Here is a 26227-nt window from a genome sequence, read left to right as displayed (position 1 = left end):
ATTGGGAGAGGCCACATCAAGGTATCAATGGTAAAAAACCTATCGACATGGCAGCCCTAAACAACAAATAAACACACCTGATTCTATTGCTGAATTACCTAACCCTTACAATTGCGAGGAACGAAGCAATCTCTACGTTAGCAGAGCGGACTTGCAATGTCGACCTTTGGGTGTGCGATCGCTTCGTTCCTCGCAATGACAAGTGGGTAATCAGACGGCCAACGGCTTCCCCAACACCTCATCAATTATCCCAAAATCCAGCGCCTCTGCAGCCGTCATCCAGTTGTCGCGATCGGATGCCCGGTGAACCTCCTCATAAGTACGTCCGCTATGTTCAGCTACGATGGTGTATAGCTCTTGCTGAACTTTTAAGATCTGCCGCGCTGTGATCTCGATATCTGAGGCTTGTCCCTGCGCGCCGCCAGATGGTTGGTGCAGCATTACGCGCGAATGCTTTAGGGCCGAACGTTTACCCGCCGCGCCGCCGCAGAGCAGATTAGCTGCCATAGATGCCGCCATACCGGTGCAAATAGTGGCTACATCGTTACTGATTAGTTGCATGGTATCGTAAATGCCAAAACCCGCGTATACCGAGCCGCCCGGCGAGTTGATATACATTTGGATATCCTTTTTACTATCTACCGATTGGAGGAACAGTAGTTGCGCCTGTATCACATTGGCCATGTGATCCTCTACCGTGGTACCGAGAAAGATGATTCGATCGACCATTAACCGGGAGAATACGTCCATCTGAGATAAATTTAGTTGGCGTTCTTCCATAATGTAGGGAGTCATGGAGGCAGTAGCCCCCCAGCCCCTTGAAGGAGGAGTAGAACGTGCGGCGCTTTGTTCTACATTGGCGATGTAACGCTCTACTGCGAAACTTTGGGCACGGCAATGCCCCACCGCATATTTGCGGAACTCGTTGGTGTTGATATTCATAAAATTATGGTTAACGGGATGCTATCCCTTTGATGTCGCTATTTGAACAGCGCCGTGATCTTTTGCTTAAAGCTTTGATGCCTGGCTTGTGTGAACACTTGCTGATGCACGGTCTCCAACTCGGCCCTTAATTGTTGGCGACCGTAGCGTTTAATGACGGCGTAAGCTTCTTTTTGCAGGGCGACGTCATCGGCAAGATCCTGATCAATGATTATCCGTGCATCGAACACTAACGCATCACCCGGCGCTGCCGTGCCGAATACGTGCTGCTCTATATCCTTTAACTTATTCAACAAAGTCCTCATAGATCAATCCTTTACATTTAACGGCCTCGCGTACTTTTTCCAAGCATTTGAATTTTTGGACGGTAGCTGATCGCTCGCCTGAAAAACCGAAGTTCTCGGCAATATCCTTCATTGGTAACTTATCGTAATAAAAGCTTTTGAGCAGATCCATACATTTTTGCCCGGTGCTTTGCAGGTAATGCATGATGCGATTGGTAACGGGGTGTTTTTCGGTAAGATCAAAGATGTCGGCAGAATTGCCGGCATCATCCAGCGGGATGTATCGTTTGTTAACCTCGTAGCGTTTTACCCAAAGATGTTTGGCGATACCCATTAGATAGGCTTTATCGTTTTGCGGGATCTGTCCGGCAACCGCCTTTTCATACCAGACCAGCATCGCATCCTGAAAAACGTCCTTAGCTTCGTCAAAGGAACCGCCGCGACGGCTTACGTACCTTGCCACCGATGGAAAAGCCGAAAGGTACAGATCGGTAAATACCTGTTGCCTTTGATATGCGGATAGAGTATGTGCTGCCATTTGCTTGTGCATTTACTACTAAGTGCCGAAATTTAGTAAGATATCACCAGGATGGGAAAGTTTTTTATAGCGCGGACGAAAGCTTGCTCTAAAATTTTTTTCTTTTATGATACAAATTACTCGGGGCTTTAGATCTGATATGGATACCAATGAGTTTATCAGTAATTTTGTACTTTTTTTTAAGCTCCTCGTCAGTAAGTATAGTTAATGAGATAAAAAGCTCTTTATCGATCGTTGCTAAAGTGCCTGCATCCGGTTCTGCTTTGTATTTGTCATTTATAATGTATCTAAAAGCAGTGTCAGTCTTCATCACGTTGAATAAACTATCATATTTAGGAGAAACTGACCTGAAGAAATTAATATAGGTCTTTCGAGCGAAGGTTTTAGTTTGGACAACGACCGCTCCATTATTACCTTCCGGACCATACGCTTGAACGGCGTCTTTATCTTTTAATATCAATATTGATGCGACGTTCTGCTCACCTATAGCAGCCAATTCGTCCATAGATGCTTTTACGCTATCTATAATTACGATAGGATCCGCGCCCAAGAGTTTCGCTGCTTTTTCCGGACTTTTCTGCGCTGATGATATTAACGGAATAAGAAAAAGTATTGTTGTAAAAATTGCTTTCATCCAGAATGCTATTCGATCGAGGACTAAATGTATCGAAAAATAACCTTTTTTTCAATGGTTATTTTGAATTTTTACCACACCCCAAACTGCTGCAAGTGATGATCCAAATGTTTGTAGTGCAGTACATTCATCTCCGCTAAAGTAAGTATGCCGAAGATAGGGTGGGGGCGTTGGGTAAGGCTTACGCGGTCGTTAATAAAACGATCTACATATTCCTTTAATTTCTCTTTCTCGATATCAAAATCTTTATGACCCGTCATTTTAGCCTGACGGAAAGTTGGAAGGTTCTTTTTAAAGGGCGCATCGGACATTAATTGTTTCTTGGCCATTTTACCGAAAAGCAGACCGATCAACCCACGTTTGATCTCGATATCGTCAAAGGCCAGCATCATGGGTACCTGCACGTGGGCCATCATTTGGGCTACATTCATTTTGCCCCATTGCGCTGCCGATGCAGGGTGCAGGCGGTTAATACGGGCGATGAGTTCGGCATTGTCAATTTTATCGAAGATGTTTTTCATAACAGATATAGAGTATTACTACATCTTTAGATGCAAAACAAGCAGGCGATGTTGCACATCAGAAAAAGAACATGGTAACTGATCAACCGACCGCTGATCCACTGCTCACCGGTTAACTGATCAACCGATCACCGAACTCAGCTCATCGCCGAGAAAACATAATGTGTCACCAGTTTATCTACGAGGATCAGCGAAGCGATGATGAGGGCAATGCCGGCAACTTCGTTCAGGCGGTGTACCATTTTTTCGGAGATACGGGCGCGGAGTTTATTGGCGTAAAAAGCTTTGGTAGCATCCATGCCAAATTGCACAACCAATACGGTGAGGAACATGATACCAAGTTTTAACCCGCGGTTAGGGATACCCTGATGGTAGACCGTGCTGGCAGTGCCGATAACGGTGATCCAATGGAAAAGGATAGTAGGGTTAAAGATGCACATCACAAAACCTTTCAGAAAAAAACCCGAGCGTTTGATGCGTTTTGGGGTCTCGGTTTTAAAATCAACATCGGCTTTTTTAAAGATATAATGCACCCCGATACCGAACAGGATAATGCTACCGATGATGCCGGCTATGGTTTTTGTTTGCGGGCTAATATCAAAAAACTGCGACCCAAAAAGGATAGCGCCTACAAATACCACGTCGCTGGCTACCACGCCAAGTGCCAGTGCCACACCTGCTTGAAAGCCTTTTTCGATACTGGTTTTGATGAGCGCGAAGAAAACCGGGCCCGTTAAGAACGTGAGCACTAAGCCGATCCCGATACCCGATATGATAGCATCTATCATTAACTAATAGCCTCTCTGTTTAGTTGAAGTATGCGAATATGCACTTTTATCCCCTAATAGCGGCAACTCTTATGCCTATTTAATTTACAAAAAAACTCCCGATTACAATAAATTTAACTTATGTTAGTGACCGTTTAAACACCAATTAACATTATATTTTCTATATGCAGCAAACTAACGGCAAGAGCTATGGTTCGGCTTTGTACACGCTAATTACCGTATTTTTCTTTTGGGGTTTCCTGGCGGCCTCTAACGGTGTGTTCATCCCATTTTGTAAAACCCATTTTAACCTTACCCAGTTCGAGTCGCAACTGATCGACTTTACTTTTTACGGCGGTTACTTTATCGGCTCGTTGATCCTTTACTTCGCGTCGCAGGCCAGTAAAGTGGATATCATGAATAAATTGGGTTACAAAAACGGTATTATCCTGGGCTTGGTGGTTTCGGCCATTGGTGCTGTGGGTATGGTGCCGGCTATTGCATCAGGCTCTTTCGGTTTTATATTAGCTGCGTTCTTTATCATTGCTGTTGGGTTCTCTTTACAGCAAACGGCCGCTAACCCATTTGTTATCGCCTTAGGCCCTCCAGAAACTGGCTCTAACCGTTTAAATTTTGCCGGTAGTATCAATAACATTGGTGGCTTGTTGGGCCCGGTGGTGGTGGGTGTGATCCTATTTGGTTCGGCCAATGCCAAGATCGCTCCGGAGGATGTGCAGATATCTTCTGTAAACAATCTTTATTACATGCTGGCCGGTCTATTTATCGCGGTGGCATTATTCTTTTGGATATCAGATCTGCCCAAGGTAACCAGCGATGAAAAAATAGAGTCGAGCAGTAAAGCTAATTTACCTTTGCTGGTCATGTTCCTGGCTTTCTTGTTAATACTTGCTGCTGACCCATTGAGCAATATGGTAGGCTTACCAAGCCAGTACTTTGTTTACCTTTCCTTGGCCATCATTGTACTGACCTTAGTGTTCAGTATGATCGCGGCAAAAAATAGCAGAGAGGGTTGGGGCGCTATGCAGTATCCGCAATTGATCTTAGGGATGCTGGCCATCTTCACCTACGTAGGTACCGAGGTTACCATCCAAAGTAACTTAGGTTCGTTAATGAAAACCGCGGAGTTCGGTTCGTTCGATGAGTCTGCTATCGCGCCTTATATCTCCTTGTATTGGGGAAGTTTAATGATCGGTCGTTTTGCCGGTTCCATCGGTGCATTCAACTTGTCAAAAGCGGTCAAAACTATTTTATACATTTTGATACCATTCATAGCCTTCGGTATCGTATTAGCGGTAAACGCATCTACCGGTGCCGACGTAAGCCATTTATATGTTTATGCAATATTTGTAGGCATACTCATCGTAGCTTTCTTTATAGGTCAGCAAAAGCCGGTTCGTACACTGGCAACCTTAGGTTTGTTGGGCGTAGCTTTCATGCTGGTAGGCCTGTTAACGACAGGTACAATTGCTACTTTCTCGTTCATCAGCGGAGGCTTATGCTGCTCTATTATGTGGCCTTCTATATTCTCGTTAGCGATCACCGGTCTGGGTAAATATACCAGTCAGGGTTCTGCATTTTTGATCATGATGATCTTAGGTGGCGCGATCATTCCGCCATTGCAGGGCAAATTAGCCGATGGAAGTAACAATATTATTCCGGGCATGAGCGGTATCCACTTCTCTTATATCATCCCGCTGTTGGGCTTTGCTTACCTGGCTTACTTTGCCTGGGCTGCCAGCGCCGAACTGCGTAAACAAGGCATCGACCTTGACCACGTTGAGGTTAAAGGAGGGCACTAAGGTATTTGAGTGACCAGTGACCGGAGGTTAGTGATCAGTTGGGCGACCGGCGATGACTAACCTCTTTATATTTTAACTGATCACTGATCACCAGTTAACTGATCACCGACAATGAAACCATCTTTCAACCACATATTCATGAATTTGGCCGCGGATCTGGCCAAACGGTCGCATTGCATTAAAGCTCAGGTAGGGGCGGTGCTTACTTTGGATACGCGCATTATTTCCATCGGTTACAATGGGCCGCCGTCAGGCACGCACAATTGCGATGAGGAATGGCCCGAAACAGGTTGCGCCCGCGATAGCAAAGGCAGCTGCTCCTTAGCCCTGCACGCCGAGGAGAACGCCATATTATTCGCCGTAAAAAATGGAGCAAGGTTAGAAGGGGCTACACTTTACACCACGCTATCGCCATGTTTGGCTTGTGCGCGGCTGATCTATTCGGCAGGTATCACGCAGGTTTATTTCCGATATTCTTATGCTGAATACAAAGGTTTAGCCAGCGATGAAGGGGTTGATTTTCTAAATCGGTTTGGGGTGAACACGGAGAAGTTTGCGGATTGATGTGCAATTCGAGCTTACCCCTTAGGGGTAGCCCGTTTGTAGAAAATGATCAATAAATATCATAATGCCCCGTAGGGGTTACCCTTAACAACAATGCCCAACACCTACACCCAGATATACCTTCACTTCGTATTCGCAGTGAAATACCGTGAAGCCGTTATTAAACCAGAATGGGAAGATAGGCTACACAGATATATTACCGGCATAGTACAAGGGAATGGACATAAATTATTAGCTGTAAACTCTGCATCTGATCATACTCATCTTTTGGTAGGTTTTGATACCAGGCAGACCATTGCAGATCTAATGAGATTGGTAAAAGGTGATAGCGCTGAGTTTGTGAATAAAGAAAAACTCACGATCGGAAAATTTCAATGGCAAGAGGGGTACGGAGCTTTTAGCCACAGCAGATCGTAATTGGATGATGTTATAGGATATATTAAAAATCAAAAAGAGCATCATAAAAAAAAGTCATTCAGAGAAGAGTATCTTGCGATGTTGAAGAAGTTCGATATCGAATACGACGAGAAGTATATATTTTACGAACTTATCTGAGAAGAGTAGTCCTTACAGGACAATATCGTCTTTGTTTGTTTTTTCTACAAACGAGTAGCCCCGATGGGGCAAGTATGTCAAACATTCGCAGTAAATCAAATTTTATCCATAGAGGGTATCCGTTTGTAGAATTACATTCGTAATAACGAAACTGCCCCGTAGGGGTTACTCTTAACACCGCTAACGCTTAAAGGACCAAACCCTTACTTCTTCAAAAAAGGCTCTATTTTATCCAACGCAAATTGTAATTGCTCTTCGGGTGTAAGATCGGTGTTATCTAAAATAATAGCATCATCGGCGCGGGTAAGAGGACTTTCCTCGCGGGTGGTGTCGGCGTAATCGCGATGGGCAAGGTTCTCAAAAACCTCTTCCATTGTTATTTGCGGATTTTGAGGAGACAGTTCTTTAAACCTACGTTCGGCACGGATCTTCGGGTCGGCGGTCATGAAAAGTTTTACCTGAGCGTTAGGGAACACTACGGTGCCGATATCGCGTCCGTCCATCACGATGTTTTTAGACCGGCCCATGCGCTGCTGTTGTTTCACCATCTCTACACGTACCTCTTTAATGGCCGATACCGCGCTTACATTGTCTGATACGGGCATCAAACGGATCTCGGCGGATACTTCTTCATCATTCAGCGTGATATGTGTTTGATAATCGCGCGAGTGAAAGTTAAGATGGATATCCTTTAGTGCTGCTGCGATCTGATCGTGGTTATGCAGATCTACATTATTGCGTATAAAATATAGCGTTACAGCACGGTACATTGCACCGCTGTCTACAAAAATAAAGTGGAGTTTTTTTGCAAGCGCCTTAGCCAAAGTGCTTTTTCCGCAAGAAGAGTAGCCATCTATAGCTACAACAATGTTGTTGCTCATCGTGCTACGAATATAACGAACTTTTTGCTCGTCTGAAAATGACAGCCGTTACATTGCCCGCAACTTTACTAACTTTGAGCTATGAATTTGACCAAGGCCGACTTGCAAAAAGAGGTCACCTATAAAACATCCCGTAGCGGCGGCAAAGGCGGGCAGAACGTTAACAAGGTATCAACCAAAGTAGAATTGCTATTTCCCATCAAAACTACGCTGCTGTTTACCGACGACGAAAAAGCCCTGCTATTGACTAAATTGGAAAACCGCTTAAATAAGGACGGTCTATTACAAGTAGTATGTGACGAAGAACGCAGCCAACTACTGAATAAAGAGATCGCTTTGGAGCGTTTGACCCGTATCCTTACCGAAGCCCTGATCGTTCCCAAGGCCCGCAAAAAAACCAAGGTATCTAAGGGCGCAAAGGCGGCCCGATTAGATAATAAAAAGCAGCACTCTGCTAAGAAAGAATCGCGCAGAAAGAATTTTAATGATTAAAAACGGTAGTTAACGGCTACCGATCCCCATTGCTCGGACCGGCGCATCTCTTTAACATCCTTAGTGCGCACGATCACCGACAGATCCACAACCCAATGCCCCATAGCCAAAGCACCGCCGATCTGGCTGTTAAAAACCCATGGCATTCTGGTCAGTAACACCTGGTCAGGGTAGGTTTTTTTATTGAACAGGCTGCCCTGTATCGTAGCATCGTAAGCTATGTAATTTGCCATTGGCTTGTAGTAAGCAAATAACTCGTAGGGGTTTGATGTGCTGTACGCCGATCTGCTCACCGTGCTTTGCGTGCTTACCGAATTATATAAAGGATTTAACCTCCCTGCACGGAGCATCAACCCTGCATTTGCTCCGGTAAAACCGTTACCCAACGCAGCATGAGTAGCCAGGGTAAGGTCTACGAAACTTTTGCGGATGAGTAGTTTATTGTACTCGGCCCATAGGTTAAGTTGTGCGCCATCGTGCACCTGGTATTCCCAGCCTTTTAGCTCGTAAAAGCCGAACCAATCGTGAATGCTGGTCTGTATCTCTTCGCCTAAGGCACCCGGACCGATCACACCTACCTGTGCTGTCAGCTTTAGGTTGCTCTCGTTAGCGTATAATAAATTAAGGTTGACAGCCCCGTAAAGATATCCCGCGAACGGACGATCTACGAACGCCGGCGAACCGATACGCCCTGTTTGCGGGTTATAGATCTTTTGACCGATATCAAAGCCTAAGATCTTGTTCTTGATCTTTGAGGTATCTTTTGAGGTGAGCGCCGTACGGTAATTCAAAAAGATACCGTTGGTGTAATACCTGTCAAAACCCTTCCCGAGGAAAGAGTCGTTATCTGCCTGCAGACCTATCTCACTTTGATATGTTTGAGCCGACGCGCCCCAGCCTGATAGTATGCCCAGCATCAGGCACAAGAACTTTAATTTCATTAGTATTAATTGGTCGGCTAAAATAGAAAAAGCTCCGCATTTCAACGGAGCTTTTTATTGGTAAATTATTCTTAGTTAGTCTTTTCGGGCGTAACATCTGCCTTAATGGTCAGATCCAGCGGTTCGGCTACCAGTTCGTCTAACAAAGCCAGATCGATCACCTGGCGCATCTCTTTTACATAGTGGAATTTCAGATCCTTGATGTAGTCTTCCTTAATATCCAAAATGTCTTTTCTGTTCGATTCGCAAAGGATGATCTCTTTAATATCGGCACGTTTGGCAGCTAATATCTTTTCCTTGATACCGCCTACAGGCAATACACGGCCACGCAGGGTGATCTCGCCGGTCATCGCTAAATGCGGGCGGAGTTTGCGTTGGGTGAATGCCGACGTCAACGCCGTCAACATGGTAACACCAGCCGATGGACCATCCTTAGGTGTAGCACCAGCCGGTACGTGTACATGGACATCCCATTGGTCGAACAGTTTTGGGTCGATGTTAAAATAACCAGCGTGTGCGCGTAAGTAAGCCAACGCGATAGTTGCCGACTCCTTCATTATATCGCCCAAATTACCGGTCAGCGTTAAGCGGCCTTTACCCGGACTTAAGCTCGACTCTATGAACAGGATATCTCCGCCAACAGCTGTCCAGGCCAGACCTGTGACTACACCGGCAACGTCGTTACCCTCGTACAGATCCTTGTCGAATATCGGCGCCCCTAATATCTTTTCAACGTCCTCTTTGTTGACGGTGGTGTTGTATTCCTCTTTCATGGCAATGCTTTTGGCTACGCCACGCACTACCGAACCGATCTGTTTATCCAACGTACGCACGCCCGACTCGCGGGTGTACTGCTCGATCACTTTCTCGATCACGTCGTTCTTCAACGCTACCTGCTTTGGCTTTACACCATGGGCTTCGCGCTGTTTAGGTAACAAGTGTTGTTTGGCTATCTCTATCTTTTCTTCGATGGTGTAACCATTTACTTCAATGATCTCCATCCTGTCCAATAGGGCAGGCTGAATAGTGCTCAAAGAGTTTGCCGTAGCGATGAACATCACGTTGCTCAGGTCAAAATCCATCTCTACATAGTGGTCGTAGAAAGTGCTGTTCTGCTCCGGGTCCAATACCTCTAACAGGGCTGATGAAGGGTCGCCGCGGAAATCGTTGCCTACCTTATCTATCTCATCTAAAATAAACACCGGGTTAGCTGCGCCGGCTTTTTTAAGCGACTGGATGATCCTGCCGGGCATAGCGCCGATATAGGTTTTACGATGACCGCGTATCTCGGCCTCATCGCGGATACCGCCCAACGCCATACGCACATATTTGCGGCCTAAAGCCTTGGCGATAGATTTACCCAGCGATGTTTTACCAACACCCGGAGGGCCTACCAAACAAAGGATAGGCGCTTTCATATCCCGCTTTAAGGTCAACACAGCAAGATACTCGATGATGCGGCGTTTTACTTTATCTAAACCAAAGTGATCCTTATCCAGGATCTTTTGGGCGCGCTTAAGGTCGAAGTTATCTTTGCTGAACTCATTCCAGGGCAGGTCTAACAACAGCTCCAAATAATTGATCTGTACTGAGTAATCGGCGGCGGCCGGGTTCATGCGTACCAGTTTATCCAGCTCTTTACTGAAATGGCCGCCTACTTCTGTTGGCCATTTCTTTTTCATGGCGCGTTCACGCAGGTTCTCTGCTTCCAGATCGGGCGAGGTGCCGCCTAATTCCTCCTGAATGGTCTTTAGTTGCGCGTTTAGGAAATAATCGCGTTGCTGCTTATCCAGATCTGTGCGTACACGGTTCTGTATCTGGTTCTTCAGCTCCAGCATCTGTATCTCGGTGGTCAGGTGTTCTAACACCAAACGGGCACGTTCGCGCAGGTCGGGGGTCTCCAGCAAACGTTGCTTGGCTTCCATATCAGCATTCATGTTAGATGATATGAAGTTGATAAGGAACGATGTACTCTCGATATTACGTATAGCAATACCTGCCTCGCTCGGGATACTTGGCGACAACTGGATGATATTCATGGCCATATCCTTTACCGACGATATGATGGCCTTAAATTCTTTATCCTCTTTAGGCTTTACCTCCACAAATGGCGCTACCTTGGCTTTGATGTATGGCTCGCTTTGTACTTCCTCTTGCAGGGTAAAACGTTTTTTACCTTGCAAGATCACGGTTGTGTTGCCATCGGGCATTTTTAGCATCTTAATGATCAGCGCGGTGGTACCTACGCTGTTAAGCTGACTAAAGATAGGGTCCTCGATGTTGACATCCTGTTGGGATACCACACCTATCAGGCGGTCTTTCTTATTGGCTTCGCGGATCAGTTTGATAGATTTATCGCGGCCAACGGTTATCGGCATCACAACGCCGGGGAACAATACGGTATTACGCAGGGGCAGTATCGGCAATATGGACGGGGTCTCCTCGTTATTCATTTCCTCCTCATCCTCAGATGACATCAGGGGGAAGAATTCCGAATCCTCGTTTATGATAGGTAGTGCTGCTTTAAGATCGAAAGGGTCAAAACTCATTAAGTGTACCTTTTATAGGGTAAAACGTCAAAATGTCAGGTCTTGTTATAAAACCCGACTAACAATACGGCAATTAGCTTTTGCCACAATGGATAGGTATAAGGTTCAATAGCTGTGCCAAAGGGCTTACTAAAGATATGCTAATTGCACTTATTGATGCAAGGTATTGTTATACTGTGCTTTAATGCTAATTAAACGGGTTTTATTACCCGTGGCGGTTATTGGTGGCGGGGGTGTTAAAAAGTCATTAAACTATTGCTGTCAAAATAACAATTAAAAAGGCTTGCACTTTGTTTTTAAAATTCACACTTTAGGCCGCCGCTTAAATTGCGATAGGGCGGGGGCGGTTTGTTAAAGCAGCAAGGTGTATATACAAGCCGGGTTGTAAAAAATAGCGCGGTAACATACTAAAGTGGCACAATGCAAGTTATATGTAATACTAATTTGCAAAGGCAATTGATCGGTTAAATGAGGATCTCGGTTATTCTTTCGTACATCTTATTCACAACGGTATCCCCCGTAATGGCGCAAAATGCCTACGTGAGTCTTGGCAGGCAAGCCCTGTTCGACGGCGAATTCCGTAAGGCGGTAGCCCATTTGGAGCGTGCCTGTGTGATAGATACCACCAATGCCGATACCTATTGGATGCTCGGTTACTCTTACTACCATAACCGTGCTTACAAAAAATGTGTGACGGCTTATACCAAAGCTATCTCCTTAAAACCTGTTGATGGCAGCGCCTACTTATGGCGTGCACGGGCTAAAAGCCATATGGCTAAAGACCCGCAGATCAGCCAGTCCGACAAAGAGAAATCGCTGTTAGGTTCTATTATAGACTATACCAAGGCGCTGGATATAGATGGCAATGACATGCTGATCTATCAAAACAGGGCCATCGCTTACCGCGAGTACGGCGAGTTTAAGCTGTTATCGTCCAAACAAGCTGATAAGGCCCGGGGCGTAAACTCTTTAAAGGCATCCATTACCGATTTGGAGCGGGTGCTGAACAGCGATGCCAGCCGTGGTGACATCGAGAATCTCATCGCTATCTCTAAAGAGAAGCTGGCCAGCGCCACTGGCCGCCGTTAATTAAATACCGCTTTTATATCGTAACTGTCGTTGCCCATCAGGCGTACGTGCTGCCATTTTTTAATGGTGTATAACGAGTCGGGGAAGTATGTCAGCGTCTCCTTATCCTCGTACAGCAGGTTTTTGGTATGGTTGTAAATGGTTATCCAGATCAGTTTACCCCCAACTTTTTTGATCATGATATTGCGGGTCTTCACATCCGGATCAATGGCCGTATAAACCAACAGGTTAATGCCGGTTTGTATCTTATAACTATCCCGCCAACTTGGTTTGTTAATGTCCGACGCTATGAACGGCTCCAACTCCGTCCCCCAGTTTTGGATCTTCACTTGCTCGGTTTCTATCTTCCCATTGTGGTTCACCGTTTTGGTGACCATAGGGGCCTTAATGCGCAATCGCGTCGAATCGGCCTTGAAATATCCTTTGATGTCAAAGAATTTCAATTCCGCACCGGTCTCTTTGATCTCGGGCTTGCAGGCGGCGAGTCCGGCCAATAAGAAAAGGCATAAAACAAAAAAGCCCCTCTCTGTTGGAGAGGGGTTTGGGGTGAGGTGTTTAAACCAATACATATCCGGTCATTTCTTCGGGTATCTGTACGCCCAGTATGCTTAATACTGTTGGTGCTACGTCGCCCAGTTTGCCGTCTTTTACGGCTATAACATCTTTATCTATAACGATGCATGGCACCAGGTTGGTAGTGTGCGCCGTGTTTGGCGATCCATCCTCGTTAACCATGTAATCGGCATTGCCGTGGTCGGCCAAGATGATGAAAGAGTATCCATTGGCTAAGCCGGTCTCCACAACCGCTTTGGTACAAGCGTCAACCGTTTCGGCAGCTTTAATTACCGCGCTGAAAACGCCGGTGTGGCCAACCATATCTGTGTTAGCAAAGTTCAGGCAGATGAAATCGGCCCAACCGCTTTGCAGTTCAGGTAAGATCGCGTCGCGGATACCTTCAGCACTCATCTCGGGTTGCAGATCGTAAGTAGCCACTTTTGGCGATGGCACTAACAAGCGTTTCTCGTTATCAAATTCTTTCTCACGGCCGCCCGAAAAGAAGAAGGTCACGTGCGGATATTTCTCGGTCTCGGCAATACGGATCTGGTTCTTGCCGGCATCCTGTAAGATCTCGCCAAGGGTTTTCACCAGGTCATCCTTACGGAACACCACTTGCACGTTCTTAAAGGTCTCGTCGTAAGTGGTCATGGTGATGTATCTCACATCCAGCGGGTGCATGTTCTGCTCGGGGAAAGCCTTTTGGGTCAACGCCAGACTGATCTCTCTGCCACGATCTGTACGGAAATTAAAGCAAAGTAGCACGTCGCCATTTTGGATAACCGCTAAAGGTTTGCCGTTATGATCTACATGAACGATCGGCTCCACAAACTCGTCGGTGACACCGGCCGAGTATGACTGACTGATCGCCGTTAAAATGTTTTCGGTATGCAAGCCTTCCGCGTTCACCATCACATCGTAAGCCTTTTTAACACGCTCCCAACGGTTATCGCGGTCCATAGCAAAATAACGACCAATCACTGAGGCGATCTTGACCGGAGTATTGGCGATATAGTCTTGCAGGTCGGTCATAAAACCGATGCCCGAATTAGGGTCGGTATCGCGGCCATCAAGGAAAGCGTGAACAAAAACGTTGCTCAGGCCAAACTCCACGGCGGCATCGCATAAACCTTTAAGGTGACCGATGTGCGAGTGTACGCCACCATCGCTCACCAGGCCCATAAAGTGAACGGCTTTACCATTCGCTTTGGCGTATTCAAAAGCCGACTGTATAGTAGGGTCGTTATTAAATTCTTTATCCTGTACCGCTTTGTTAATGCGGCCAAGTTCCTGGTAAACCGTACGACCTGCACCCAGGTTCATGTGGCCAACTTCGGAGTTGCCCATTTGTCCGTCGGGCAGACCAACGGCCATTCCCGATGCTTCCAGTCTTGAGTTTGGGTATTGAGCCAATAACGAGTTAAAGAAAGGCGTTTTGGCGTTATATATGGCGTTAGAGCCATCCTGGCGGCCGTATCCCCAGCCATCCAGTATCAGTAATGCTACTTTTTTGTTTTCCACAATGCAAATATAAAAGGATGCGGTTAACGTGGTGAATTATTAGTGGGATAATGTAAGTTTGGTTATGGAAAATTTACCTGTGACACTTTTCGCAGATTTTAATAACAATGATAGAGAAGGCAGGCTCCGGCTAAATTTGAACGGAACAATAAAGGATCTGGAAGCAAAGGGCATGATATTATCAGAAGGTTTAGAAGTTATATTGACCGACGGAGATGAATTGTCCGTATTGGCTACAATTGAGTTCTCGAAAAGTGAAAATATTTGGGTCGGAAAGTTTGACGACAAAGATGTTAAATATTTATAGAGCTTCACGGTCAGGTCCCCTCTTTCCGCTTTAGCGGAGAGAGGGTGGCGAGCGAAGCGATGTCGGGTGAGTCCTCGCCGGGAATGCATTACCGTTCTGCATAGCGATCCACTCACCCGTCCGTTGCTTCGCCGGACACCCTCTCTTCGCCTTTGGCGGAAATAGGGGAAAAGTTGTGATGAGGTTTTTGCAATCGTAATCTTTATCTGAAAACGAACGTTCAGCATTCCATAGCTCCCGGCAGCCCCGCTCTCCCTTCAAGTTTTACCCCGACGCGCTCCGCCTCGCGCTTCTGTAAAAGCTTTCCGTCCTATCGGGTTTAGGTTGAACGGCTTAGGTTCCATTGCCAAATTTGTAAAAGTGCAATAGGGTGTAACATATTCCAAACTTTCCGCGTACTAAAATGGTAGTTAATACGTTATATATCCATCGAAAAACATTTACGCCCTACATCACCATGAAAAGGCTTGCCTGCCTTCTGTTATTCCTGCTGCCACTGGCACTGACCTCCAGGGCTGCCGACCCTATTGACAATGCCGTTGAACTCATCAAAAGCGGCAATGCCAAAGAATTAGCTAAAATTTTTGCCGTATCGGTCGAGCTGACCCTGCTCGACGATGAGAACATCGTCAACCCCGCACAGGCCGAAGCTGCCCTTACTACTTTCTTTAAAGCGCATGCTGTAAAGTCGGTTACCGTAGTCCACAAGGTAAATTCCAACGCCAGCGTGAAGTACGCTGTACTTTCTTTGGTAACATCGAGCGGGACTTACCGCACCACGGTCTCACTTAAATTAGTGAAAGACCAGTTTTTGATCAATGAGTTGAAGGTGGAGGATAAGAAGTAATTTTGCCTGCCAACGCTTTTCTTTTTAAAGGTGTAAACCTATTTCAGGACGTTAAAACGATCGTTCACGGAAAAATTCAAGCGAATTTTTTCTATCTACCTTAAAATGAGATAGTTGTAGTGATGGTTCATCTGCTCCTTGTTCACGGCTAATTTTTTCACTATTGATATACAGTTAGTTACGATGGTTGAGTGCTTCATGTTCACGCGTGAACATGAACGTAAACTTCCGCACACTCTCTGTGTTCTTTGTGAAAACCTCTGTGACCTTTGTGGTCAAATAGCGAAAAATCATTGATCCGAAAATTCTGATCACACGAACATAAACTGCCAATTGTTGTTACTTTTGCAGCAAAACAGCACAAGGTTTGGACAAACAACTACTACGCAACTTTATTAAGAACGCCCTTGCCGAAGACGTTGGCGATGGTGATCATACTTCCTTATCAACCATCCCGGCAGGGACAACCGGCAAAGCTCAGCTGATCATCAAAGATACCGGCATCTTAGCTGGTGTTGAATTAGCTTTAGAGATATTCGACGAGGTCGACCCTAACTTAAAGGTTAACGTATTGCTGCAAGACGGCGCCGAAGTAAAACCTAAAGATATCGCGCTGACAGTAGAAGGTAGCGTCCACAGCATCCTTGTGGCCGAGCGCCTGGTCCTGAACTGCATGCAACGTATGAGCGGCATAGCTACCGTGACCAACGAGGTTGCCGATATGCTCAAAAATACTAACACCAAAGTGCTGGATACCCGCAAAACCACGCCCGGTTTACGCTACCTCGAAAAATGGGCCGTAAAAATAGGCGGCGGTGTGAACCATCGTTTTGGTCTGTATGATATGATCCTGATCAAGGATAATCACGTAGATTACGCAGGGGGTATTGCTAACGCCATCACCAACGCCAAACAATACCTGGCCGATAACGGCAAAAAGTTGGCGATAGAAATTGAGGTACGCAACCTGGAAGAACTGGAGCAGGTACTGAACACCGGCGGCGTGGACAGGATCTTGCTGGACAACTTCAAGTTTGACGTATTGAGACAGGCCGTTGCCATGGTAGAGGGCCGCTACATTACCGAAGCATCGGGTGGTATCACCCCTGATAACGTGCTTGACTATGCAAGTTGCGGTGTGGACTATGTATCGATGGGTTGGTTAACGCATTCGGTTAAGAGTCTGGATATGAGTTTAAAGGCTATTAAAGCTTAAATAATATCTTATTTGATCTTTCAATTTAGTATTATTGTAGGGAGATGATATCAGTCTACTCGATCACTGCACTTATTTTAGCCTATTTGTTCGGCTCCATTCCAACAGCTGTTTGGATAGGGCAGGCATTCTATAAAATAGACGTGCGCGAATACGGCAGCGGCAATGCCGGCGCCACCAATACCTTTAGGGTGTTGGGCAAAAAAGCGGGCATCCCCGTAATGCTTATCGATATACTTAAAGGTTTCACGGCAACCAATCTGGCTTATTTTGTGGGCGCATATACGTTCGCAAAACCACACTCTGTGCAGTTCACCAATTACGAGCTGGCCTTTGGCATAGCGGCCGTAATGGGCCATTTGTTCCCGATATTTGCCGGTTTTAGGGGCGGCAAAGGGGTAGCCACATTATGTGGTATGGTTTTAGCTATAAACCTGCAGGCTGCTTTGCTTTGCATTATAGCGTTCATTATTGTACTGTTAATTACCAAGTATGTATCGCTAAGCTCTATAACGGCCGGGTTTGTGTATCTGATAGGTGTGACGTTCGTTTTTCCCGGTGGTCCGATAGGGATAGTGATATATGGTATGTGTATTTGCGCGTTGATACTGGTTACCCACCAGCGCAATATTGAACGTTTACTGCATGGCAAGGAGTCGAAAGTGAATCTTTTTAAAAAGAAAACGACAACCCAAGCATCATGAAAAAACAACCCATACTTTTAGCCCTAAGCGCAGTATTACTATTCTTAGGCTGTTCTACCGTACCATTGACCGGCCGCCGTCAATTAAGTTTGGTAGGCGATTCAGAGATCAACCAATCAGCGGCGGCAAGCTACTCCCAATTATTATCCGACCCTAAAACCAAAGTGGTAGGCACCGGCACTGAAGCACAGCGGGTAAAACGCATTGGCCAGCAATTGGCTATCGGGATAGAAAAATATTTGCAACAGAACGGTTACGCAGATCAATATAACTTTAAATGGGAGTTTAACCTTATCGAAAGTAAGGAAGTGAATGCCTGGTGTATGCCTGGTGGCAAGGTTGCTATCTACACAGGCATCCTGCCCATTACTAAAGACGATGCAGGTTTAGCCACTGTAATGGGCCATGAGATAGCCCACGCCATTGCTCGTCACTCGGCCGAGCGTGTTTCGCAACAACTCGCCTCCCAAGCCGGTAGCGCGGTTGTTGGTGTTGCTACTTCTAACAAATCTGCCGCAACGCAAGCGATCGTAGGTCAGCTTTATGGTGTTGGTGGCCAGTTGGCTTTACTGCACTACTCACGCGGTCAGGAAAGTGAGGCCGATCGTTTAGGTCTGACCTTTATGGCCATGGCCGGTTACGATCCTAATGCCGCTATCGGCTTTTGGCAGCGTATGTCGGCACAAGGCGGCGCTAAAAGTACGCCTGAGTTTTTGAGCACCCACCCTGCCGATCAGACCCGTATCAATGATATCCAAAAGAATATCCCTGAGGCGATGAAATACTACAAGAAATAAGGTTTAAGCTTATAGGCGAAAGGTAAACGCTGAAAGGTTTATATTTACGCCGATGGCTACTAAAACATTCTTAAAAGCACAATGGATCAACCTCGTAATGATAAATTACGAGGTTGATCCGTTTATACTGCAACCGCACCTGCCGCCCGGTACGGTGTTGGATACCTGGGAAGGGAAGACCCTGGTAAGCATGGTAGGCTTTATGTTCAAAGACACCAGTGTGCTGGGTATCAAATGGCCTTTCCACATCACCTTTGAGGAGGTAAACCTCCGTTTTTACGTGCGATACTTTGATGGCAAGGAATGGAAGCGAGGCGCGGTATTCATCAGCGAGATAGTGCCGAAGCACATGATCGCGATCATCGCTAATACTTTATACAACGAACATTATTCGGCCATGCCCATGAAGCATGAGGTATATGCGGTAGACGAGCAACATACCAACTACAACTACCAGTGGAAATACAAAGGACGATGGAACCAACTCGGTGCCATTGTAGATAATGCCCGTTCACCTATACAACCCGGCAGTGCCGAAGAATTCATCTTTGAGCATTATTGGGGCTACAATAAGTTGACTGAAACGACTACTATAGAATATCAGGTAGAGCACCCAAGCTGGAATATAGGCCGGGTTACCGACTTTGTTTTTGATGCCGATATTGCCTGTCTGTATGGTGAAGCTTTCGTGCCGTATCTAACTAAACCGCCTATATCGGCTTACTTTGCAGATGGGTCGGAGATAGGGGTGAGGATGGGAGCGAAGATCAAGATCTAAGATCCCAATACCTCAAACATCGCCGATGCCTTTACCAAACATTCCTCGTATTCTTGCTCTGCAACCGCCTCGTAGGTGATCGCACTGCCTACATGCAGCGATAAGTATTTATTCTCGGCATTGTAGAGAAGAGATCGGATAACTACATTAAAATCCATATCGCCGTCCGGGGAAAAATATCCTACCGATCCCGAATACAAACCGCGTTTACTTTTTTCGTATTGTTCCATCAGTTGCATGGCGCTGATCTTTGGCGCGCCCGTCATGCTGCCCATGGGGAAGCTGTTCTTAATGGCTTGTACGGTAGAGATGTTCTCATCCAACTCGCAAACTACCGTCGATATCATTTGATGTACTTGATTGAAACTGTAGATGCCAAATAGTTCTTGTGTCTGTACAGTTCCGTGTTTAGCCGAATGGGTAAGGTCGTTACGTACAAGGTCTACGATCATCACATTCTCCTGCTGCTCTTTAGGGTTGCTTTGCAGTTGTTGTTTGGTTTGTTCGTCCAGTTGCGGATCGGTCTGTCTTTTAGCAGTGCCTTTGATCGGTTGCGAAATCAGTTTGTTGCCTCGCTTGGCTAAGAACCTTTCAGGCGATGCGCAGATAAGATACAGTTCCTTATGTTTGAAAAAGCAAGCAAAGGGATTTGGCGATAATGCATTCAGTTTGTTAAAGATATCCAGTGGCTCTATTTCGGCACCATCGGCATAAAACTCCTGACAGAAATTGGTTACATAGATATCTCCACGAACGATGTGTTGTTGGATCTGATCAACGCTGTCGACGTATTCCTCTTTGCTAAAACGCGGTTGTAATACGATACCCGGCGATGGTAACGACTGCCTTATCTTTTGCTTCTCTATCTGGTAAAGTATCGCGCTTGCATTCGCCGATATGATAGTGATCCCATCACCTTTAATGATGATCAGATGTTCCGGCTCAAAAAAATAAAGATCGGGGAAGTGGAGATGATCGGGATTTGCAGATGTGAGCTCTTCAACTTCGTTCTTAAGGTCGTAGGTCAAAAAGCCGAATAACCATCCCTGATGCTCTTGCCTAAACAGCTCCAATTCGTCAAATGCAGTGCCTATGGTGGCGTGTAACTGATGTTTAGACCCTGCAGCTATCAAGGCATCGTACTTGCCATAAACGTCGCTGAAGTTGTTGGAGTCCATATAACAGGCCACATCAAAACTCGCCGCCCATTGCAGGGCCTTTTGCTTAAACTCGGATATGTTGGATAGCGTTAAATTCACTATCGGCAAAGATATTAAACAAAAATGCCCGCGATGGCGGGCATTAAATATTTTCTTAGAACCTTCTCCTTTAGGAGAGGGCAGGGTGAGGTTTAAAACATCTCCAAGGTCTGTACCCTGTCCGGGCCTACCGAAAGGTATTTAACAGGTACGCCTAATTGCTCGGCTAAAAAGTCCATGTATTTACTTAGAGTTGCAGGTATCTGGTCTAACTCAGTGATACCGGTGATATCTTCGTTCCAGCCGTCTACCTCCTGTAGCACTGGCTCAGGGGTGATGGTGCAGATATCGTATGGCATGTAGTCGATCACCTCGCCGTTGTAGTTGTAGTGTGTACAAGCGTAGATCTTTTCGAAACCGCTCAATACGTCGGCCTTGGTCATTACCAGTTGGGTAACACCATTCAGCATGATCGCGTAACGCAGGGCAGGGATATCTATCCAACCAGTACGGCGAGGGCGACCTGTAGTAGCACCGAACTCGTGACCTAATTGACGTAATTGTTCGCCTAACTCATTATCTAACTCGGTAGGGAAGGGGCCACCGCCAACACGGGTGCAATACGCTTTAAATATACCGATCACCTCGCCAATTTGGCTCGGGGCGATACCCAGACCGGTACAAGCACCGGCTGAAGTTGTATTTGATGACGTAACAAAAGGGTATGAACCGAAGTCGATATCGAGCATAGCGCCTTGTGCGCCTTCGGCCAATACCTTTTTGCCCTCTTTGATGTATTTATTTACAAAATGCTCCGAATCTACCAGCGGGAACTGACGGATAACCTCGATAGCCTCAAAGAACGCGGCTTCGCGCTCGCTAAAATCTACCACCTCGCCGTAAAGCGCTTGCAGCATCGAGGTATGTTTAGCAACCAGTTTCTCGTAACGCTCTTTAAAATCAGGCAAAGTAATGTCGCCAATGCGTAAACCGTTACGCCCGGTCTTATCCATGTAAGTTGGGCCGATGCCTTTTAAGGTAGAACCGATCTTGCCTTCGCCCATTTTCTTTTCAGACGCGGCATCCAGCAATTGATGGGTAGGCAGGATCAGGTGCGCTTTTTTAGCGATCACCAAGTTCTTTTTAGCCAACAGGTCGTGGCCGGCAGCTTTTAATTTATCAAGTTCCTTTTTAAGGGTGATAGGATCGATCACCACGCCGTTGCCGATCAGGTTAAGCGTGTTATCAAAGAAAATTCCCGAAGGGATGGTGTTCAATACAAACTTCTGTCCGTCAAACTCTAAAGTGTGACCGGCATTCGGGCCACCCTGAAAACGCGCGATCAAGTCGTAACCTGCGCTTAATACGTCAACAATTTTTCCTTTACCTTCGTCGCCCCATTGCAGGCCTAATAAAACGTCAACTGCCATTTTAATTTTTTGATATTGAAATGAAAGGTGGCAAAGTTAAACTTTTATATCACAGTAAATTCACTAACTTTCAAAAAGACGGCAAATGAAAAAGCCACGCGGGTGGGCGTGGCTTTAATACAATATTTTATATCGTTTACGATGCCCTTCTGTCGCAAACACCGCCGTTGGCTAATTTGCTGCAATTGCCATACATATTTAAAGAGTGGTGTTTGATATCGAATTTCAAGATATCGCCCATCATGCTCTCGATCTGACCGATGCGCGGATCGCAAAACTCTACCACTTTACCGCAATCGATGCATATGATATGATCGTGTTGTTTATAGCCGTACGATTTTTCGAATTGGGCCATGTTCTTACCGAACTGGTGTTTGGTCACCAGGTCGCACGATACCAGCAACTCCAGCGTATTATAAACAGTAGCGCGACTAACGCGGTACTTTTTATTCTTCATGTGGATATATAACGACTCCACATCAAAGTGATCGCTGCGCGAATATATCTCCTCTAAAATGGCAAAGCGCTCAGGGGTTTTCCGTAAGCTTTTATTTTCGAGGTAAGCCTCAAAAATTTTTTTCACCATGTCTATCGTTTCCTGTTGCGGCATAATCGGCTAATTGATCAGCAAAGTTATTAAAATAGTCCGGAAGTCGGAAAGGCCGAAAGTCCGGAGGATGTAAGGTTTTTAAGAGTCAAGAGTACAGAATCAAGAGACAAGACAGAATGTATGCGTTAACATTCTTGACTCTTGATTCTTAACTCTTGGTTCTAATTATAAAGTCTTGATTCTTGGCTCTTGATTCTTGTGTCTAAGTAGCTCAAGACGCTTTCTCTACCGCAGGTTCAGCATCGTACCGGGTTACCGAAGTTACACCCCGAACGGTTTTTAGGCGTTTGATCAGATTATCTAAATGTTGGGTATCGTTCACGTAAACTTTGATCGAGCCTTCAAAAATGCCATTATCGCTATCAACCGTGATCGATCGGATATTTACCTTAAAGTCGGTCGATATGATGGTGGTCAGTTTGTTGATCAAACCAACATCGTCAATACCGGTGATACGCAATCCGGTCAGGAAGGCAAGCTCCTGTTGATTGGTCCAGCGGGCTTTTACCACGCGGTAACCGTAATTTGCCATCAGTTTGGTGGCGTTAGGGCAATTGGTGCGGTGTATCTTAATGCCTTCGCCTACGGTAATAAAGCCAAAAACGTCATCGCCGGGGATAGGGTTGCAGCAGGCCGATAGTTTGTAATCTATCTTTTGCAGATCCTCGCCAAGTAGCAAAATGTCGCTATCCTTGGTCTTGATGCTCTTAAGCATGTTTTGCACCTGATCGGCTTCGATCTTTTCCTGCGGCTTATTCTCGATGCTTTTTTCAGATGCCTGGTACTCGCGTAGGTCCTTAAGATCTATTAAGCCTTTGGCTACGTTATAGAAAAGATCCTGTGTAGACGACAGCTTAAAGTAATAGCTTAGCTTATGGATATTCTCGGAGTTGTAAGTGATCTTCAGTGTTTTTAGCTTACGCTCCAATATCTCTTTACCATCCTCAGCGATCTTACGTTTCTCTTCTTTTAATGACGACTTGATCTTGGCTTTAGCCTTGGCCGTCACCACAATGTTCAGCCAATCCTCTTTAGGGGTTTGCTTGCCCGATGTGATGATCTCTACCTGGTCGCCGTTCTGCAGCTTATAATTTAGTGGAACAAGTTTGTGGTTCACCTTAGCACCTATACAACTGGCTCCAACATCGCTGTGTATCTCAAAAGCAAAGTCAAGGGCAGTTGCGTTTGAGGGCAGCTGGATCAGCGCACCCTTAGGTGTAAAAATGAATATCTCATCACTAAAGAGGTTCATCTTAAAATCATCTAAAAAGTCAAGCGCGTTGCTGTCGGGGTTCTTCAGCATTTCGCGTACCTTTTGTATCCATTGGTCAAGGCCATTGTCTGATGACGATTCCTTGTACTTCCAATGCGCGGCAAAGCCTTTCTCAGCTATCTCGTTCATTCGGGTGGTACGTATCTGTACCTCTACCCATTGGCCGCGGGGCCCCATTACTGTAGTGTGCAGCGATTCGTAACCATTAGCTTTTGGCGATGAAACCCAGTCACGCAACCTATCGGGGTTAGGGCGATAAAGGTCTGTTACGATAGAGTAGGCCTTCCACGCATCCGATTTCTCGTTCTCCGGCGCGCTATCTAAAATGATCCGGATGGCGAACAGATCGTACACTTCCTCAAAAGGCACGTTCTTGTTCTTCATCTTATTCCAGATAGAGTGGATAGATTTTGGCCGGCCAAAAAGGTCAGCATGCAAGCCCTGTCCTTCTAAGGTCTTTTTTACCGGTTCAATAAAATCGCGAATAAATTTCTCGCGCTCGGTCTTTTTTTCGTTCAGTTTATTTTTGATGAACTGATAGGTTTCGCTTTCCATGTATTTCATAGAAAGGTCTTCCAATTCAGACTTTATGGCATACAGCCCCAAGCGGTGCGCCAGAGGGGCATATAAATAGACTGTCTCCGACGATAGCTTCAACTGCTTATCACGCGGCATAAACTCCATGGTACGCATGTTATGCAGGCGGTCGGCCAGTTTGATCAGGATCACACGCACGTCATCGGCCAGGGTCAACAGCATCTTACGGAAGTTCTCGGCCTGTAGCGAACTATTGGTATCGAACACACCTGATATCTTGGTCAGGCCGTCGATAATGCGTGCTACCTTCTTACCGAATTCGCGTTCGATGTCATCCAGCGTAACGTCGGTATCTTCAACAACGTCGTGTAATAGGGCGCAAACGATAGAGGTAGTACCTAAACCGATCTCTTCGGCGGCTATTTGTGCAACGGCGATAGGATGGTATATATAAGGCTCGCCCGACTTGCGGCGCATATGGGCGTGGCTCTCCAAGGCCATATCAAATGCTTTACGTATCATGCGTTTATCTCCCTTTTGCAGGGTGGATCTTGATGCACGCAGTAAAGCACGGTAACGCTTTAGTATCTCTTGTTTCTCTGCTTCCAGGTCTATCACAATATCTTTCATTTGCAAGCGTATATATTTGTGTATTTTTGTCGCGGTAATTTGTCAGCAAAAAATTTAATTAGCTGGTTTATATACAAGTGAACAAAAAATAGCACTATTTTTGTATTACGTAAAAATATGAAATTTATTTGCTTTGTGTTGGGCTTTTGTTGCTTGGCGGTCTTAGCTACCGCTCAGTCATCCTTACCACGCCCAAAATTAGGCAAAAACGATACCATTCAAGTTTACCTGTCAGAGTACGAGGGCGAGCTGATCCCCTGGACAGTGACCCGCGAGATCAGGATAACAGACACCCGGATATTTAAGAGCGAAAAGGACCGTATGGATTATAACCGTTTGCGTTATAATGTACATAAGGTATTGCCCTATGTGCGCTTTGCCAGCAGCCGTTACCAGCAATTGCAGCGTGACCTGGCTTTGACGGGGGAGAAGAAGAAGCAAAAGGAATTAATAAAGACGTGCGAGACACAAATAAAAGATCTATTTAATAAAGAAATTAAGAACTTGACCATTACACAGGGCGAGATCTTAATAAAGTTGGTTAACCGAGAAACAGGAAATACAAGTTTTGAAATGCTGAAGGAGATGAAAGGTGGGTTGAATGCATTTATGTTCCAGTCCGTTGCACGGATCTTTGGACACAACTTGAAAGAGACCTATGATCCCGAACAGGAGCGGGACATCGAATCTATTCTGCAAGCGGCAGGGTATATTTCCTACAATAATTAAATTTTAATGGACGAACAAAGTATTTACCGTTTCAGCGTCAAAAAGCTGAATGGTGAAGAGGTAAGCCTTGGCAATTTTAAAGACAAGGTGCTGCTAATTGTAAACACGGCATCGCAATGCGGTTTTACCCCACAGCTTAAAGAGCTGGAAGAACTGCGAAAAGCTTACAAAGACAAGGATTTCGAGATCCTGGCTTTCCCATCGAACGATTTTGGCGGGCAGGAGCCATTAAATGGCAGCGCCATTGGCACGTTCTGCGCAATCAATTTTGGGACACATTTTCCCCTATTCGAGAAAATGCGTGTACGCGGGCCGCACTCGCACCCGTTGTTCAGATTTTTAGCTGATAAAAAACAGAATGGCAGAGTAGGCTCTGCACCGCGCTGGAATTTTCATAAATACCTTGTTGATACCCACGGGCAGGTGACCGATTTCTTTTACCCGTTCACAAAGCCTACATCATCCAAGATCCGTAAAAAGATCGATCGCCTGCTTGCTGCCGGCGATAACGAATAGC

General features: G+C 45.8%; 28 protein-coding genes. 13 read left to right on the top strand and 15 right to left on the bottom strand.

Features of this window, described 5'->3' with window-relative positions; translation table 11 throughout:
- Window positions 1-210: 210 nt before the first annotated feature.
- From IRJ16_RS15360 to IRJ16_RS15335, 6 genes are all read right to left on the bottom strand, one after another.
- Complete coding sequence (locus tag IRJ16_RS15360; protein WP_194112479.1) at window positions 211-942, bottom strand: ClpP family protease; 732 nt, start codon at window positions 940-942, stop codon at window positions 211-213.
- A gap of 38 nt (window positions 943-980) precedes the next feature.
- Window positions 981-1247: a hypothetical protein gene (locus tag IRJ16_RS15355; protein ID WP_194112478.1), complete on the bottom strand. Its 267-nt coding sequence runs from the start codon at window positions 1245-1247 to the stop codon at window positions 981-983.
- The gene (locus IRJ16_RS15350) at window positions 1228-1764 is read right to left on the bottom strand and encodes an RNA polymerase sigma factor (RefSeq protein WP_194112477.1); all 537 of its coding nucleotides are present in this window, start codon (window positions 1762-1764) and stop codon (window positions 1228-1230) included. Before IRJ16_RS15350 ends, IRJ16_RS15355 begins: the two co-directional genes overlap by 20 nt.
- 88 nt (window positions 1765-1852) lie before the next feature.
- The gene (locus tag IRJ16_RS15345) at window positions 1853-2398 is read right to left on the bottom strand and encodes a hypothetical protein (protein ID WP_194112476.1); all 546 of its coding nucleotides are present in this window, start codon (window positions 2396-2398) and stop codon (window positions 1853-1855) included.
- Between the two features lie 71 nt (window positions 2399-2469).
- On the bottom strand, window positions 2470-2919 hold the full coding sequence (locus IRJ16_RS15340; protein ID WP_194112475.1) for a DUF1569 domain-containing protein: 450 nt from the start codon (window positions 2917-2919) through the stop codon (window positions 2470-2472).
- Window positions 2920-3056: 137 nt separating this feature from the next.
- Window positions 3057-3707 carry a LysE family translocator gene (locus IRJ16_RS15335; RefSeq protein WP_194112474.1) on the bottom strand — a complete coding sequence of 217 codons (651 nt, stop codon included), beginning with the start codon at window positions 3705-3707 and terminating at the stop codon, window positions 3057-3059.
- 164 nt (window positions 3708-3871) lie between these two features.
- Here IRJ16_RS15335 and IRJ16_RS15330 point away from each other — a divergent pair, with 164 nt between their 5' ends.
- From IRJ16_RS15330 to tnpA, 3 genes are all read left to right on the top strand, one after another.
- Window positions 3872-5506: an MFS transporter gene (locus tag IRJ16_RS15330; RefSeq protein ID WP_194112473.1), complete on the top strand. Its 1635-nt coding sequence runs from the start codon at window positions 3872-3874 to the stop codon at window positions 5504-5506.
- 111 nt (window positions 5507-5617) lie between these two features.
- Window positions 5618-6070, top strand: coding sequence for a deoxycytidylate deaminase (locus IRJ16_RS15325; RefSeq protein WP_194112472.1), 453 nt, complete (start codon window positions 5618-5620; stop codon window positions 6068-6070).
- A gap of 93 nt (window positions 6071-6163) precedes the next feature.
- A complete protein-coding gene (gene tnpA / locus IRJ16_RS15320) occupies window positions 6164-6487 on the top strand; it encodes an IS200/IS605 family transposase (RefSeq protein ID WP_228080194.1) in 324 nt (107 codons plus the stop codon).
- A gap of 341 nt (window positions 6488-6828) precedes the next feature.
- Here the strand turns inward: tnpA and cmk are convergent, their stop codons facing one another.
- The gene (gene cmk / locus IRJ16_RS15315; protein WP_194112471.1) at window positions 6829-7506 is read right to left on the bottom strand and encodes a (d)CMP kinase; all 678 of its coding nucleotides are present in this window, start codon (window positions 7504-7506) and stop codon (window positions 6829-6831) included.
- 81 nt (window positions 7507-7587) lie between these two features.
- Here cmk and arfB point away from each other — a divergent pair, with 81 nt between their 5' ends.
- On the top strand, window positions 7588-7998 hold the full coding sequence (gene arfB / locus IRJ16_RS15310; RefSeq protein ID WP_194112470.1) for an alternative ribosome rescue aminoacyl-tRNA hydrolase ArfB: 411 nt from the start codon (window positions 7588-7590) through the stop codon (window positions 7996-7998).
- Here the strand turns inward: arfB and IRJ16_RS15305 are convergent.
- Together IRJ16_RS15305 and lon are read right to left on the bottom strand one after the other, a co-directional pair.
- Window positions 7995-8939: a lipid A deacylase LpxR family protein gene (locus tag IRJ16_RS15305; protein ID WP_194112469.1), complete on the bottom strand. Its 945-nt coding sequence runs from the start codon at window positions 8937-8939 to the stop codon at window positions 7995-7997. The two genes, arfB and IRJ16_RS15305, sit on opposite strands and share 4 nt — an antisense overlap.
- 71 nt (window positions 8940-9010) lie before the next feature.
- On the bottom strand, window positions 9011-11488 hold the full coding sequence (gene lon / locus IRJ16_RS15300) for an endopeptidase La (protein ID WP_194112468.1): 2478 nt from the start codon (window positions 11486-11488) through the stop codon (window positions 9011-9013).
- Window positions 11489-11956: 468 nt separating this feature from the next.
- On the opposite strand from lon, the gene IRJ16_RS15295 reads away from it, so the two are divergent.
- The gene (locus IRJ16_RS15295) at window positions 11957-12577 is read left to right on the top strand and encodes a tetratricopeptide repeat protein (RefSeq protein WP_194112467.1); all 621 of its coding nucleotides are present in this window, start codon (window positions 11957-11959) and stop codon (window positions 12575-12577) included.
- Here the strand turns inward: IRJ16_RS15295 and IRJ16_RS15290 are convergent.
- Both IRJ16_RS15290 and gpmI read right to left on the bottom strand, forming a co-directional pair.
- On the bottom strand, window positions 12574-13071 hold the full coding sequence (locus IRJ16_RS15290) for a hypothetical protein (protein ID WP_194112466.1): 498 nt from the start codon (window positions 13069-13071) through the stop codon (window positions 12574-12576). The two genes, IRJ16_RS15295 and IRJ16_RS15290, sit on opposite strands and share 4 nt — an antisense overlap.
- A 61-nt stretch (window positions 13072-13132) precedes the next feature.
- The gene (gene gpmI, locus IRJ16_RS15285; protein ID WP_194112465.1) at window positions 13133-14653 is read right to left on the bottom strand and encodes a 2,3-bisphosphoglycerate-independent phosphoglycerate mutase; all 1521 of its coding nucleotides are present in this window, start codon (window positions 14651-14653) and stop codon (window positions 13133-13135) included.
- Between the two features lie 64 nt (window positions 14654-14717).
- Here gpmI and IRJ16_RS15280 point away from each other — a divergent pair, with 64 nt between their 5' ends.
- The 6 genes from IRJ16_RS15280 (at window position 14718) to IRJ16_RS15255 (ending at window position 19302) form a co-directional block, all read left to right on the top strand.
- Window positions 14718-14960 carry a hypothetical protein gene (locus tag IRJ16_RS15280; RefSeq protein ID WP_194112464.1) on the top strand — a complete coding sequence of 81 codons (243 nt, stop codon included), beginning with the start codon at window positions 14718-14720 and terminating at the stop codon, window positions 14958-14960.
- 457 nt (window positions 14961-15417) lie between these two features.
- Window positions 15418-15807 carry a DUF4783 domain-containing protein gene (locus IRJ16_RS15275; protein WP_194112463.1) on the top strand — a complete coding sequence of 130 codons (390 nt, stop codon included), beginning with the start codon at window positions 15418-15420 and terminating at the stop codon, window positions 15805-15807.
- 367 nt (window positions 15808-16174) lie between these two features.
- Complete coding sequence (gene nadC / locus IRJ16_RS15270) at window positions 16175-17023, top strand: carboxylating nicotinate-nucleotide diphosphorylase (RefSeq protein ID WP_194112462.1); 849 nt, start codon at window positions 16175-16177, stop codon at window positions 17021-17023.
- A gap of 44 nt (window positions 17024-17067) precedes the next feature.
- A complete protein-coding gene (plsY, locus tag IRJ16_RS15265; protein ID WP_194112461.1) occupies window positions 17068-17727 on the top strand; it encodes a glycerol-3-phosphate 1-O-acyltransferase PlsY in 660 nt (219 codons plus the stop codon).
- On the top strand, window positions 17724-18524 hold the full coding sequence (locus IRJ16_RS15260) for a M48 family metallopeptidase (protein WP_194112460.1): 801 nt from the start codon (window positions 17724-17726) through the stop codon (window positions 18522-18524). Before plsY ends, IRJ16_RS15260 begins: the two co-directional genes overlap by 4 nt.
- Window positions 18525-18576: 52 nt before the next feature.
- Window positions 18577-19302 (top strand): YqjF family protein, encoded by a 726-nt coding sequence (locus IRJ16_RS15255; RefSeq protein ID WP_194112459.1) that lies wholly within the window; start codon window positions 18577-18579, stop codon window positions 19300-19302.
- Here the strand turns inward: IRJ16_RS15255 and IRJ16_RS15250 are convergent.
- The 4 genes from IRJ16_RS15250 to IRJ16_RS15235 all read right to left on the bottom strand — a co-directional run bounded on the left by IRJ16_RS15250 (window position 19299) and on the right by IRJ16_RS15235 (window position 24981).
- Window positions 19299-20561, bottom strand: coding sequence for an anthranilate synthase component I family protein (locus IRJ16_RS15250; RefSeq protein WP_290246115.1), 1263 nt, complete (start codon window positions 20559-20561; stop codon window positions 19299-19301). The two genes, IRJ16_RS15255 and IRJ16_RS15250, sit on opposite strands and share 4 nt — an antisense overlap.
- Before the next feature lie 92 nt (window positions 20562-20653).
- Entirely contained in the window at window positions 20654-21931 is a 1278-nt protein-coding gene (locus IRJ16_RS15245; RefSeq protein ID WP_194112458.1) for an adenylosuccinate synthase, read from the bottom strand.
- Window positions 21932-22067: 136 nt separating this feature from the next.
- Complete coding sequence (locus IRJ16_RS15240) at window positions 22068-22541, bottom strand: Fur family transcriptional regulator (RefSeq protein WP_194112457.1); 474 nt, start codon at window positions 22539-22541, stop codon at window positions 22068-22070.
- Between the two features lie 211 nt (window positions 22542-22752).
- Window positions 22753-24981, bottom strand: coding sequence for a RelA/SpoT family protein (locus tag IRJ16_RS15235; protein WP_194112456.1), 2229 nt, complete (start codon window positions 24979-24981; stop codon window positions 22753-22755).
- A 117-nt stretch (window positions 24982-25098) separates the two neighbouring features.
- Between IRJ16_RS15235 and IRJ16_RS15230 the strand changes: the two genes are divergently transcribed.
- Window positions 25099-25710: a DUF4294 domain-containing protein gene (locus IRJ16_RS15230; RefSeq protein ID WP_194112455.1), complete on the top strand. Its 612-nt coding sequence runs from the start codon at window positions 25099-25101 to the stop codon at window positions 25708-25710.
- A 6-nt stretch (window positions 25711-25716) separates the two neighbouring features.
- Complete coding sequence (locus tag IRJ16_RS15225) at window positions 25717-26226, top strand: glutathione peroxidase (RefSeq protein ID WP_194112454.1); 510 nt, start codon at window positions 25717-25719, stop codon at window positions 26224-26226.
- Window position 26227: the final 1 nt, after the last annotated feature.

It is taken from the genome of Mucilaginibacter myungsuensis, from assembly GCF_015222005.1.
Taxonomy (GTDB): domain Bacteria; phylum Bacteroidota; class Bacteroidia; order Sphingobacteriales; family Sphingobacteriaceae; genus Mucilaginibacter; species Mucilaginibacter myungsuensis.
This window is presented reverse-complemented; position numbering and strand designations above follow the sequence as displayed.

Coding starts and splice junctions, on each gene's coding strand:
- IRJ16_RS15225 (WP_194112454.1), top strand. CDS start 25,717: ATGGACGAACAAAGTATTTACCGTTTCAGCGTCAAAAAGCTGAATGGT.
- IRJ16_RS15240 (WP_194112457.1), bottom strand. CDS start 22,541: ATGCCGCAACAGGAAACGATAGACATGGTGAAAAAAATTTTTGAGGCT.
- IRJ16_RS15335 (WP_194112474.1), bottom strand. CDS start 3,707: ATGATAGATGCTATCATATCGGGTATCGGGATCGGCTTAGTGCTCACG.
- IRJ16_RS15305 (WP_194112469.1), bottom strand. CDS start 8,939: ATGAAATTAAAGTTCTTGTGCCTGATGCTGGGCATACTATCAGGCTGG.
- IRJ16_RS15360 (WP_194112479.1), bottom strand. CDS start 942: ATGAATATCAACACCAACGAGTTCCGCAAATATGCGGTGGGGCATTGC.
- IRJ16_RS15330 (WP_194112473.1), top strand. CDS start 3,872: ATGCAGCAAACTAACGGCAAGAGCTATGGTTCGGCTTTGTACACGCTA.
- lon (WP_194112468.1), bottom strand. CDS start 11,488: ATGAGTTTTGACCCTTTCGATCTTAAAGCAGCACTACCTATCATAAAC.
- IRJ16_RS15355 (WP_194112478.1), bottom strand. CDS start 1,247: ATGAGGACTTTGTTGAATAAGTTAAAGGATATAGAGCAGCACGTATTC.
- tnpA (WP_228080194.1), top strand. CDS start 6,164: ATGCCCAACACCTACACCCAGATATACCTTCACTTCGTATTCGCAGTG.
- IRJ16_RS15260 (WP_194112460.1), top strand. CDS start 17,724: ATGAAAAAACAACCCATACTTTTAGCCCTAAGCGCAGTATTACTATTC.
- IRJ16_RS15325 (WP_194112472.1), top strand. CDS start 5,618: ATGAAACCATCTTTCAACCACATATTCATGAATTTGGCCGCGGATCTG.
- IRJ16_RS15340 (WP_194112475.1), bottom strand. CDS start 2,919: ATGAAAAACATCTTCGATAAAATTGACAATGCCGAACTCATCGCCCGT.
- IRJ16_RS15235 (WP_194112456.1), bottom strand. CDS start 24,981: ATGAAAGATATTGTGATAGACCTGGAAGCAGAGAAACAAGAGATACTA.
- IRJ16_RS15345 (WP_194112476.1), bottom strand. CDS start 2,398: ATGAAAGCAATTTTTACAACAATACTTTTTCTTATTCCGTTAATATCA.
- IRJ16_RS15350 (WP_194112477.1), bottom strand. CDS start 1,764: ATGGCAGCACATACTCTATCCGCATATCAAAGGCAACAGGTATTTACC.
- IRJ16_RS15245 (WP_194112458.1), bottom strand. CDS start 21,931: ATGGCAGTTGACGTTTTATTAGGCCTGCAATGGGGCGACGAAGGTAAA.
- arfB (WP_194112470.1), top strand. CDS start 7,588: ATGAATTTGACCAAGGCCGACTTGCAAAAAGAGGTCACCTATAAAACA.
- IRJ16_RS15295 (WP_194112467.1), top strand. CDS start 11,957: ATGAGGATCTCGGTTATTCTTTCGTACATCTTATTCACAACGGTATCC.
- IRJ16_RS15280 (WP_194112464.1), top strand. CDS start 14,718: ATGGAAAATTTACCTGTGACACTTTTCGCAGATTTTAATAACAATGAT.
- IRJ16_RS15275 (WP_194112463.1), top strand. CDS start 15,418: ATGAAAAGGCTTGCCTGCCTTCTGTTATTCCTGCTGCCACTGGCACTG.
- plsY (WP_194112461.1), top strand. CDS start 17,068: ATGATATCAGTCTACTCGATCACTGCACTTATTTTAGCCTATTTGTTC.
- IRJ16_RS15255 (WP_194112459.1), top strand. CDS start 18,577: ATGGCTACTAAAACATTCTTAAAAGCACAATGGATCAACCTCGTAATG.
- cmk (WP_194112471.1), bottom strand. CDS start 7,506: ATGAGCAACAACATTGTTGTAGCTATAGATGGCTACTCTTCTTGCGGA.
- IRJ16_RS15230 (WP_194112455.1), top strand. CDS start 25,099: ATGAAATTTATTTGCTTTGTGTTGGGCTTTTGTTGCTTGGCGGTCTTA.